At 36.1% G+C, this 12,729-nt stretch carries 7 protein-coding genes; 6 read left to right on the forward strand and 1 reads right to left on the reverse strand.

Going from position 1 to position 12,729, the window contains the following annotated elements; all coding sequences use genetic code 11:
* Window positions 1-97 precede the first annotated feature (97 nt).
* Window positions 98-4,633, reverse strand: coding sequence for a DNA polymerase III subunit alpha (gene dnaE / locus SOM12_RS23700; RefSeq protein ID WP_320495816.1), 4,536 nt, complete (start codon window positions 4,631-4,633; stop codon window positions 98-100).
* Between the two features lie 333 nt (window positions 4,634-4,966).
* Here dnaE and SOM12_RS23705 point away from each other — a divergent pair, with 333 nt between their 5' ends.
* From SOM12_RS23705 to leuB, 6 genes are all read left to right on the forward strand, one after another.
* A complete protein-coding gene (locus SOM12_RS23705; RefSeq protein ID WP_320495817.1) occupies window positions 4,967-5,770 on the forward strand; it encodes an SDR family oxidoreductase in 804 nt (267 codons plus the stop codon).
* A 284-nt stretch (window positions 5,771-6,054) separates the two neighbouring features.
* A complete protein-coding gene (locus SOM12_RS23710; RefSeq protein WP_320495818.1) occupies window positions 6,055-6,975 on the forward strand; it encodes a helix-turn-helix transcriptional regulator in 921 nt (306 codons plus the stop codon).
* A 518-nt stretch (window positions 6,976-7,493) separates the two neighbouring features.
* A complete protein-coding gene (leuC, locus tag SOM12_RS23715) occupies window positions 7,494-8,888 on the forward strand; it encodes a 3-isopropylmalate dehydratase large subunit (protein WP_229353150.1) in 1,395 nt (464 codons plus the stop codon).
* A gap of 171 nt (window positions 8,889-9,059) precedes the next feature.
* Entirely contained in the window at window positions 9,060-9,656 is a 597-nt protein-coding gene (gene leuD, locus SOM12_RS23720) for a 3-isopropylmalate dehydratase small subunit (protein WP_095929714.1), read from the forward strand.
* 199 nt (window positions 9,657-9,855) lie between these two features.
* Complete coding sequence (locus SOM12_RS23725; RefSeq protein ID WP_095929713.1) at window positions 9,856-11,376, forward strand: alpha-isopropylmalate synthase regulatory domain-containing protein; 1,521 nt, start codon at window positions 9,856-9,858, stop codon at window positions 11,374-11,376.
* 148 nt (window positions 11,377-11,524) lie between these two features.
* Window positions 11,525-12,580 (forward strand): 3-isopropylmalate dehydrogenase, encoded by a 1,056-nt coding sequence (gene leuB, locus SOM12_RS23730; RefSeq protein ID WP_026727055.1) that lies wholly within the window; start codon window positions 11,525-11,527, stop codon window positions 12,578-12,580.
* The last annotated feature ends 149 nt before the right edge of the window (window positions 12,581-12,729 follow it).

Consider the following 12,729-nt stretch of genomic DNA (forward strand, 5'->3'; position numbering starts at 1 on the left):
ACGTTGTAATTTGGGGCAATATTACTAAAAAACTATTATGCATGCATATTTTTAACATAAAAAATTAACATGTGTTTAAATTTTAACTGTTAATTTTTTAGTTCAATTTAAAATTAATCTGCATTTTCTCCAACTCCTGCAGTAATTCAGCAGAAATTTTAACCTTCAAACGACGACTCGGCATGGTTAATTTGGTGACTACTTTTATCTCTTCGACCTCATTTACCTCTTGAATCTTAGTGTCTTCCATCGCACTATCTTCATTTTCATTTTCTCCCTCAAAAACAGCATCATCTGAATCAAAATCTGTTGGAGTTTCAACCTCAACCAATTTTTTTATTTTTTCTAATTCCATGATTTCAAAAGTCACAGAATTCTCTCCTTTGTATTCAGCAAACAAATGACTCAGCTTATGAATAAATTCAGGATGAAGATCTTTGATATTTAACAGAACTATTAATTTCTTAGCGAAAGCTTCTAAAATATCCTGCAATTGTCGAATCTCCACAAATTGCATTCTAGGATCTGACTTTTTACCTGTATCATGGTTTACCCATCCGTCTTTGATCAATATTTTTAAAAAGGCAAAATTGTTCTGAATTAAGAAGTGGCGGAATTTTAAATATTCCTCTCCAAAAATCTTAAACTCGTAACTTTCATCATACCCTTCTAAGTTGAAAGCCGCCCATCCTTTTCCGTTTTTGGCTACACGATGCTGTACGTTATTGATAATTCCGGCAAAGTGCAAATTCTTTCCAACATATTCATTCATACTCTTTAAAGCTTCCAATCGAGCATTGCAGAAGTATTTCATTTCAAATCTAAAATCGTCAAGCGGATGTCCAGAAATGTAGATTCCGACAACCTCTTTTTCTTTAGCCAGTTTTTCCATTGTACTCCAATCTTCACATGCAGGAATAATTGGCTCTGCAATTTGCACTTCGCTGGCTTCTCCAAACAAACTTACTTGTGATGAATTTTCATTTTCCTGAAACTTTGATCCATACCGAATTGCTTTTTCATAAAATGTAATTCCGTCGCCATCATCATGAAAATATTGTGCTCTGGTTGTTCCTTCAAAAGAGTCGAAACCACCAGCAAGTACTAAGTTTTCAATCGCTTTTTTATTGGCCGCACGCAAATCAATTCGCTTCGCCAAATCAAAAATCGATTTATATCTTCCATCTTTTCTATTTTCTACAATGGTTTCTACAGCTCCAGAACCTACACCTTTAATCGCTCCCATTCCGAAACGAACAGCATAATCATCATTTACTGTAAATTTATAGTACGATTCGTTTACGTCTGGACCTAAAACCTGCAATCCCATACGTTTACATTCTTCCATGAAGAAAGAAACCTGTTTGATGTCGTTCATGTTATTCGAAAGTACCGCTGCCATGTATTCTGCAGGATAATGCGCTTTCAAATAAGCCGTTTGGTAAGCAATCCAAGCATAACAAGTCGAGTGCGATTTGTTGAAGGCATAACTCGCAAAAGCTTCCCAGTCCTTCCAGATTTTCTCCAGAACTTTTGCGTCGTGACCTTTTGCGGCAGCTTGCTCCACAAACTTAGGCTTCATTTTATCTAGTACGTCTTTTTGTTTCTTACCCATCGCCTTACGCAAAACGTCGGCCTCACCCTTTGTAAATCCTGCTAAAGACTGAGACAAAAGCATTACCTGCTCTTGGTAAACGGTAATTCCGTACGTTTCAGATAAATATTCTGCACAGGCATCTAAATCGTATTTGATTTCTTCGTCACCATTTTTTCTTCGAACGAAAGACGGAATGTACTCCAAAGGCCCTGGACGATAAAGTGCATTCATGGCAATTAAATCTCCAAAAACCGTTGGCTTCAGATCTTTCATGTATTTCTGCATCCCGGGTGACTCGTATTGGAAGATTCCAACAGTTTCACCTCTTTGGAAAAGCGCATATGTTTCTTCGTCATCAATTGGAAAATTATCTGGATCCAGATCAATTCCAACCCTATATTTTACCAGTTTTACGGTATCTTTTATCAGCGTAAGGGTCTTCAGACCCAAGAAGTCCATTTTCAGCAATCCGGCACTTTCTGCCACCGAGTTATCGAACTGTGTTACATATAAATCGGAGTCTTTTGCTGTCGTTACGGGAACATAGTTTGTAATATCCGATGGCGTAATGATAACCCCACAGGCGTGAATTCCCGTATTACGCATCGATCCTTCCAGAATTTTTGCCTGCTGAATGGTTTCTCCTGCCAAATCATCTTCATTGGCAATCGCGATTAATTCTTTTACGTTATCAAATTCGTCAGAACGAAGCGCTTTTTTAACCTCATCTTCACTCTCAGAAATAAAACGCGCCAAATTCCATTTTGACGGCATCATTCCTGGAATCAGTTTTGCAATTCTATCCGCCTCGAATAATGGTAAATCCAGTACACGCGCCGTATCACGAATTGCCGATTTGGTTGCCATTTTACCATAAGTGATAATCTGCGCCACTTGTTTTTGACCGTATTTGTTGATTACATAATCCATTACACGTCCACGCCCCTCATCATCAAAGTCGATATCAATATCGGGCATCGATACACGGTCAGGATTTAGGAAACGCTCAAAAAGTAAATCGTATTTAATTGGGTCAATATTGGTAATTCCGAGACAATACGCAACGGCCGAACCCGCTGCAGATCCACGACCTGGCCCTACCGATACGTCCATTTTTCTAGCTTCGGCAATAAAATCTTGTACAATCAAAAAGTAACCTGGATAACCCGAGTTTGAAATCGTCATTAACTCAAAATCCAAACGCTCTTGAATCGATTCGGTTATTTCGCCATAACGTCTTTTGGCACCTTCCATAGTAAGGTGTCTCAAGTATTTATTTTCCCCTCTTACACCACCATCTTCTTCATCTTCGGGTACCACAAATTCTTCTGGAATATCAAACTTCGGAAGCAATACATCACGATAAAGTGAATATATTTCGACCTTATCTATAATTTCCTGAATATTGATAATCGCTTCGGGCAAATCGGAGAAAAGTTTTTTCATCTCTTCTTCCGACTTGAAATAATATTCCTGATTTGGAAGTCCGTAGCGATAACCACGTCCGCGTCCAATAGGCGTTGCCTGCTTTTCACCGTCTTTTACACAAAGTAAAATATCGTGTGCATTGGCATCTTCTTTATTTAAGTAATAGGTGTTATTTGTCGCAATTAATTTGACATCATGTTTCTTAGAAAACTCAATCAGGGTTTTATTGACACGATTTTCATCTTCCTGATTGTGGCGCATCACTTCTAGATAGAAATCTTCGCCAAATTGTTCTTTCCACCAAATCAGAGCTTCTTCGGCTTGGTTCTCACCAATATTCAGAATTTTACTCGGAATCTCTCCGTATAAATTTCCAGACAAAACCATGATATCTCCCTTATATTGCTCCACAATCGCGCGGTCAATCCTCGGAACATAGTAAAATCCGTTTGTGTAAGCAATCGAAGCCATTTTAGCCAAATTGTGATAACCCGCTTTATTTTTAGCCATTAAAACAACCTGATAACCGTTGTCCTTTTTACTTTTATCTAAATGGTTTTCACAAATATTAAACTCACAGCCAACAATTGGTTTTACTTCGGTTTCTGTTGGTTCTTCTCCAGCTTCAACCAAAGCTTTATTTTTTCCAGAAGCTGCTTTGTTATGGTTCATCACGGCGCTCACAAAGTGGAAAGCTCCCATCATGTTTCCGGTATCGGTCATGGCAACGGCTGGCATTCCGTTTTTAGCGGCAGCGGCAACTATATTCCCAATTCCGATAGTCGATTGAAGTACCGAAAACTGCGTATGATTGTGTAAATGCGCAAATTTTGCTGCTTTAAAATCAGCTTTATCTTCTTCTGAAACAACATTTTGCTGCCCTTCTCCAGCTAAAGCTTTAAGCTGCTCTCTAATTTTATCAGAAGCTGCTTTTAAGTTGATATGCTTTAAACCAATTAACTTAAATGGCTCAGCATTTCTTTCCTGAAATTCTTTAAAATATTCCTTCGGAACATCTAATTCTTCTTTTGTAAAAACTTCTCTTCTAACCAATTCTAAGAAACAACGCGTAGTTGCCTCAACGTCGGCAGTTGCGTTGTGCGCTTCCGCGAAAGGCTGATCGAAAAGATAGCTGTGTAATTCGGTCAAAGTTGGAAGTTTGAATTTTCCTCCACGACCTCCAGGAAGCTGTAATAATGAAGCCGTAACTTCGGTACAAGTATCCAGAACAGGCATTGAGCTCATTTGAGACTCCACTCCCATTCTATGGAATTCGGCTCCCATAATATTAACGTCAAAACCTAAATTCTGTCCAACGATAAATTTGGTTTTGCTTAAAGCAATATTGAATTTCTCTAAAACTTCGGCCAAAGTGATTCCATCGGCTTCAGCCAATTCAGTAGAGATTCCGTGAATACGTTCGGCATCATACGGAATATTAAATCCTTCTGGTTTTACCAAATAATCCTGATGTTCGATGAGCTGTCCCATTTCATCATGAAGCTGCCACGCAATTTGTATACAGCGAGGCCAGTTATCAGAATCGGTTATCGGGGCATCCCAGCGTTTTGGTAATCCGGTTGTTTCGGTATCGAATATTAAATACATAGAGTTGTAAAAGTCAAATTTTAAAGATCCAAATCTCAAATCTTACACATTGCAAAACATTGACAACATGAAACATAACAAAATGCGAAATGAAAAATGGAAGGAATTCAAATTTACGCTTTTTTTAGAGAAATAAAGAAGTGAAAGTTGTTAACAAAAGCATTTTTAACATGATTATGAAAGAGCGCCAAAAACCTTAAAAAGTACATTGTTTTCTCTTAAAAACTTCAATTATTCATTTTGGATACTCATTGCACCAAAATGAACACTTTTAAGCTGTACTGTATCCTGAACTTTGCTTCATCAAATTAAAACAATTAAAAAGTAATAATCATGAAAACAATTTTTATCACAGGCGCATCATCAGGTTTAGGAAAAGCAACAGCAAAATTATTCCACGAAAAAGGATGGAATGTAATCGCCACAATGAGAACTCCTGAAAAGGAAACAGAACTTTCTCAATTAAAAAATGTAACACTTTTGCCATTAGACGTTACCAATTACGAACAGATACAAACTACAGTTCAAAAAGCTATCAAATTAAGCGATATTGACGTTGTTTTTAATAACGCGGGATATGGATTAATTGGCCCTCTAGAAAGTCTTTCTGACGATCAAATCACCAAACAATTAAACACTAACTTATTGGGAGTTATTCGAGTTACCAATGCTTTTATTCCGTATTTCAGAGAAAGAAAAAGCGGTTTATTTATCTCTACAACTTCTATCGGCGGATTAATCGCTTTCCCTTTAGGATCTGTTTATCACGCAACAAAATGGGGATTGGAAGGTTGGAGTGAAAGTATGGCTTACGAATTAAATCCGTTTGGCGTACATATTAAAACGGTTTCTCCGGGTGGTATTAAAACTGAATTTCTGCATGGCTCTCTTGATACAGGAGCAAAACCCGAATACGAGGCCATGACAAACAGTATGTTTGCAAGTGTTGACACGATGTTTGAAATGGCATCAACCCCAGAGCAAATTGCCGATGTGGTTTATGAAGCAGCAACCGACGGAAAAAATCAATTAAGATATGTTGCTGGAGAAGACGCAAAAGCACTTTACAACCAACGATTAGAATTAGGCGCTGAAACTTTCCGCACCGAATTTGGAAAACAGTTTCTTGGAGCATAATAACTCCTAATAAGGCTGTCCAAAAAGCTTTCAATATTCTTTTTTTAAGCTCCATCGGAGCGAAATATTTACAGAAATTCAATTATGAAAGTGCAAAATAGCTCCAGCGGAGCGACATATTTATTGCAATACAGATGTCGCTCCGCTGGAGCTCTGCTCTCAATAATAAATATGATTCCTATAAATATTTCGCTTCTCCGAAGCTGGTCTTTCATAAATCAAGGAGCTTGTATAATACTTTTTGGAAAGCCTCATTAGTCTTTTAATTTTCTTATTTTTATATCATGGAAAAGAAAAACAATAATCCGGAAAAAATCTCTTCTATATCGCAGTTTCATGACCTGCTTCGATTGTCAAAACCGCTTCATCCGATGGTGAGTTTGGTAGACAATACACAATTGGTCATTAATGGAGATTTAGCGAATCATGCCTTTTTGCTTGATTTCTATAAGGTATCTTATAAGTTTTCCACTAATGGCAAAATGGGTTACGGTCAAGGTTATTACGATTTTAATGAAGGCGGACTCCTGTTTGCTTCTCCCAATCAGTTAATTTTTACTAAAAATGAAGAAGGTGCTGAATATGGTGGCTATACACTTTTATTCCATCCCGATTTTTTTCGAAATTACCCTTTAGGAAAAAGCATCAAAAAATATGGTTTCTTTTCTTATGACACCAATGAAGCACTGCATCTTTCAGATAGTGAAAAAACAATTATTATTGGATTATTAAAAAGTACCGACAACGAACTTAACTCGGCAATTGATGAGATGAGTCAAGATGTGATTGTTTCTTATATAGATGTTCTCCTGAATTACAGCAATCGTTTTTACAAACGCCAATTCATTACAAGAAAAACCATCAGTCATGATTTGTTATTAAAGGTCGAAGAAACTCTGGATAACTATATCAGTAATGCAGAAACCCTAAAAAGAGGATTACCTACGGTAGAATTTCTGGCTTCGCAGATTAATGTTTCGAGCCATTATCTTAGCGATATGCTTCGTAATTTAACTGGATTAAATGCGCAACAGCATATTCATTCGAAATTAATAGAAAAATCAAAAGATTTTCTAATTACTACTAATCTTTCGGTAGCCGAAATTGCTTATCAATTAGGTTTTGAATATCCGCAGTCTTTTAGTAAATTATTCAAAAAGAAAACCAGTCTTACCCCTTTAGAATTTAAAAATTCATTGAATTAATTTTCAAAAATACGGCTCTCAAAAAATCAATTACTACCGCATAAAATCATAAAATTTCATAAAAATACACTTCTTGGATGTCGTAGTATTTAGACTGTTTATTGAATCTAAATAATGTCCAAAAAACTCCTTTAAAAGCGCTAAAAAACTTAAAAAATGTCTTTTAAGCAGAGATTTCAAAACTAACAATTATTACTATTTTTATTCATTTTGTTAGATTTTTTCAATTAAATTCTTATATTTTATATTGATTTTGAGATAAATTTGCAAACTATTAAAACAAAAAACAATCAGGTAAAATTAAAGCCGAAAAAGAAAAAGCAAATCAGTTTCTTTATCATTTTTCTTTCAAATTTTAGTCTGCAAAAGCCGTTTGGCAATTTGTAAATTAGTTTGGGTATCGTATATAATGAAATATCGAAATTGACGCTTTTTTATCTTTTTTTACTTTTGTTTTGCTATTATAATGAACAGGAAATTGCTGTGGTTATAGAAATTACAATTAAAAAAAATAAAAAATGAGTAAGACATTATTTGACAAAGTATGGGATTCACATGTAGTGCGTAAAATTGAAGATGGACCAGATGTGTTTTTTATTGACCGCCATTTCATTCATGAAGTTACGAGTCCTGTTGCTTTTTTAGGATTAAAGTCAAGAGGCGTTAACGTTTTATACCCACAACGTACTTTTGCAACTGCAGACCACAATACACCAACCATAAACCAACATTTACCAGTTCAGGATCCGCTTTCTGCTAACCAGCTTCAGGCTCTTGAAGATAATGCTAACGAATACGGAATTTCGCACTGGGGATTAGGTCACCAAAAAAATGGAATTGTACACGTAGTTGGTCCTGAAAACGGAATTACTTTGCCAGGTGCTACTATTGTATGTGGAGATTCGCATACGTCTACTCACGGTGCTTTTGGAGCTATCGCTTTTGGTATCGGAACTTCTGAGGTTGAAATGGTACTTTCTACACAATGTATTATGCAGCCAAAACCAAAGAAAATGCGTATTAACGTAAACGGGCAATTAAGCAAAGGTGTTGGTCCAAAAGACGTTGCGCTTTATATTATCGCTCAATTAACTACTTCTGGAGGAACAGGATATTTTGTTGAATATGCTGGTGATGTTTTCGAAAATATGACTATGGAAGGTCGTATGACAGTTTGTAATTTAAGTATCGAAATGGGTGCTCGTGGAGGAATGATTGCTCCTGACCAAACTACTTTCGATTTCCTTGAAGGAAGACTTTACGCTCCAAAAGGTGAAGCTTGGACAAAAGCTGTTGAATACTGGAAAACTCTAAAAACTGATGCTGATGCTGTGTTTGATGCTGAATTAAACATCAAAGCTGAAGATATCGAACCAATGATTACTTACGGTACTAACCCAGGAATGGGAATTGGTATTACAAAACATATCCCAAGTGCCAACCAAGTTGAAGGCGGTGAGGAAACTTACAAAAAATCTTTGGCTTACATGGGCTTCAATGAAGACGATGTAATGATTGGAAAACAAATCGATTATGTTTTCTTAGGAAGTTGTACAAACGGACGTATTGAAGATTTTAGAGCTTTCGCTGAAATTGTAAAAGGAAGAAAAAAAGCAGATAATGTTACCGCTTGGTTAGTTCCAGGTTCTCACGTTGTTGAAGCTCAGATTAAAGAAGAAGGAATTTTAGACATTTTGACTGAAGCTGGTTTTGTATTACGTCAGCCAGGTTGTTCTGCTTGTTTAGCAATGAACGATGATAAAGTTCCTGCAGGAAAATATGCGGTAAGTACTTCAAACAGAAACTTTGAAGGTCGTCAAGGTCCTGGTTCAAGAACTTTATTAGCAAGTCCGATTATGGCTGCTGCAGCTGCTGTTACAGGAAAACTAACTGACCCGAGAGAATTATTTTAGATTGAAGAGTTTAGATTTTAGATTTTCACTTTGCGAATAGCTTATGAAACTTTAAAATACAAACCTTCATATAAAACTCATTTACATCATTAATACAAAAAATTTTAGCGTTTAGAAATTCATCTCAATGAGAAAAATCTAAAATCTAAAGTCCAAAAATCTAAAATTAAAATGGCATACGATAAATTTACTATACTTACCAGCAGTGCAGTGCCACTGCCAATTGAGAACGTTGATACAGATCAAATCATTCCAGCTCGTTTCTTAAAAGCTACAAAACGTGAAGGTTTTGGAGACAACCTTTTTAGAGACTGGAGATATAACGGAGACGATACACCAAAAGCAGATTTCGTTTTAAATGATTCTACTTATTCTGGAAAAATTTTGGTTGGAGGAAAAAACTTTGGTTCTGGATCTTCTAGAGAGCACGCTGCTTGGGCAGTTTACGATTACGGATTCCGCGCTGTAGTTTCTAGTTTCTTTGCTGATATCTTCAAAGGAAACTGTTTAAATATTGGTGTTTTGCCAGTACAAATCAGCCCAGAATTTGCTGAAACTATTTTCAAAGCAATTGAAGCTGATCCTAAAACAGAATTAGAAATCAATCTTCCAAACCAAACTATTACTTTATTGTCGACTGGTCAGCAAGAATCTTTCGCTATCAACGGATACAAAAAAAACAATATGATTAATGGTTTTGACGACATTGATTATTTACAAGATATGAAGGAAGATATTAAAGCTTTTGCTGATAAACTTCCTTACTAAATAGAAATCTCATTCAGGATATTAGACCCGACAGGTTTCAAAAACCAGTCGGGTCTTTCTAGAATAATTGGACGCGGATTTTATTTTATTCAATATAAAAAATCTGTTTTATCAGAGTCTTCGCAAAACGAATCCGTAAAATCAGCGTCAAAATTAAAACAGGAATATTAAAAATATTCCACCCGTTAGAAACATCAATATGGAAAAAAGAAAAATTGAAATAATGGATACGACACTTCGTGATGGTGAACAAACCTCAGGAGTATCTTTTTCTGCTGCAGAAAAACTAACCATTGCGCAATTGTTGTTGGAGGAATTAAATATTGATAGAATCGAAATTGCTTCTGCACGTGTAAGCGAAGGAGAATTTCAGGCCGTAAAAGGCATTACTTCATGGGCTGAAGAACGTGGTTACATTGAAAGAATCGAAGTTCTGACGTTTGTTGACGGAGGCGTTTCAATTGACTGGATGAAAAAAGCTGGAGCCAAAGTGCAAAATTTGTTGACCAAAGGTTCAATGAATCACTTAACGCATCAATTGAAAAAAACACCCGAACAGCATTTTTCTGAAATTGCTCAGATTATATCTTTAGCTAAAGAAAATAATATAGAAACTAATGTTTATCTGGAAGACTGGAGCAACGGAATGCGAAATTCTCCAGATTACGTTTTTCAATTCCTAGATTTCTTAGCAACTCAGCCAATTAAAAGAGTTTTACTTCCTGATACTTTAGGCGTTTTAATTCCATCTCTAACTTTTGAGTTTATTTCAAAAATTAGAGCGAAATATCCAAACATTCACTTTGATTTCCACGCACATAACGACTACGATTTAAGCGTTGCTAATGTTATGGAAGCGATAAAAGCTGGAATCAACGGACTTCATGTAACAGTAAACGGAATGGGAGAACGTGCTGGAAATGCACCTCTTGAAAGTACTGTTGCTGTAATTAACGATTATTTGCCACAAGTAAACATCAATGTAAAAGAGACTTCTCTATATTCTGTAAGCAAGTTGGTAGAAACTTTTACAGGCTACAGAATTCCTGCCAACAAACCTATAGTAGGTGATAATGTTTTTACACAAACAGCTGGAATTCACGCTGACGGTGACAACAAAAACAACTTGTATTTTAACGATCTTCTTCCGGAACGTTTTGGAAGAAAAAGAAAATATGCTCTAGGAAAAACTTCAGGAAAAGCCAATATCGAAAAAAATCTTCAGGAATTAGGTTTAAAACTAAACAACGAGGATTTGAAATTGGTTACCCAAAGAATTATCGAGTTGGGCGACAAAAAAGAAACCGTAACCAAAGAAGATCTTCCATACATTATTTCGGATGTTTTGGACAGTCATACGTACGAAGAAAAAATAACTATAAATTCTTATATGCTGGTTCATTCTAAAGGAATGCGCCCATCTACGACTTTATCTTTAAATTTAAACGGAGAAATAATCGAAGAAAATGCACAGGGAGACGGTCAGTTTGATGCTTTTATGAATGCTTTATCTAAGATTTATAAAAGCAAAAAATTAACGCTTCCAAAATTAATTGATTATGCGGTAAGAATCCCTCCAGGAAGTAGTTCTGATGCATTGTGCGAAACCATTATTACATGGGTCAACAACGGAAAAGAATTCAAAACCCGCGGATTAGATTCAGATCAAACCGTTGCAGCGATTATTGCAACGCAAAAAATGCTTAACATTATAACTTAATATAGTTTCAAAGTGACAAAGTGACAAAGATTTTAGTCTGCTTTTAAAAACTTTGAAACTTTGAAACTTTGAAACTTTGAAACTTTGAAACTTTGTCACTTTGTCACTTTGTCACTTTGTCACTTTGAACCTTAATAACACATATAGAATGAAATTAAACATAGCCCTTTTAGCCGGAGACGGAATCGGACCAGAAGTAATAAATGAAGCCGTAAAAGTATCTGATGCTATTGCGAAAAAATTCGGACATGAAATCACTTGGAAACCAGCTTTAACCGGTGCTGCTGCAATTGATGCAGTGGGAGAACCTTATCCAGATTCAACACATGAAGTTTGTAAAAATGCTGATGCCGTTCTTTTTGGAGCAATTGGCCACCCAAAATATGACAATGATCCTTCTGCACCAGTACGACCAGAACAAGGTTTACTAAAAATGCGTAAAGCTTTAGGTTTGTTTGCAAACGTAAGACCAACTTTTACATTCCCATCTTTATTAGATAAATCTCCTTTAAAAAGAGAAAGAATTGAAGGAACTGATTTAGTTTTCTTAAGAGAATTAACTGGAGGAATTTACTTTGGTGAAAAAGGAAGAAAAGACAACGGAGATACCGCTTACGACAACTGTGTTTATACAAGAGCAGAAGTGCAGCGTTTAGCTAAAAAAGGTTTCGAATTAGCCATGACCCGTTCTAAAAAATTATGCTGCGTTGATAAAGCAAACGTTTTGGAAACTTCACGTTTGTGGAGAGAAACAGTTCAGGCAATGGAAAAAGACTATCCAGAAGTTGAAGTTAGCTACGAATTTGTTGATGCGGTTGCTATGCGTTTGGTTCAATGGCCAAACTCTTATGATGTATTGATTACAGAGAACTTATTTGGAGATATTTTAACTGATGAAGCTTCTGTAATTTCAGGCTCAATGGGATTAATGCCTTCTGCATCTATGGGAGCTGAAGTATCTTTATTTGAACCTATTCACGGTTCTTACCCACAAGCTACAGGATTAAACATTGCTAACCCAATGGCTACTATTTTATCTGCTGCGATGATGTTCGAAAACTTCGGATTGATGGAGGAAGGAAAAGCGATGAGAGATGCTGTAAACAAAGCTTTAGAAGCTGGAGTTGTTACTGAAGATCTAGCTAATGGCGGAAAAGCATACGGCACTAAAGAAGTTGGTGACTGGTTAGCTGCGAATGTATAACTTAGTTAATTTTTGTTTCAGGTTTCAAGTTTCAGGTTGTTGAAACTTGAAACTGACTAGTCCTAAAATAGCGATACAGGATTAATAATAGTAAAAATACATTTTTAGACAGAAGTAGCTTTCAAGTTACTTCTGTTTTTTGTTTTATA

It is taken from the genome of Flavobacterium sp. CFBP9031 (assembly GCF_034044945.1).
Classification (GTDB): Bacteria; Bacteroidota; Bacteroidia; order Flavobacteriales; family Flavobacteriaceae; genus Flavobacterium.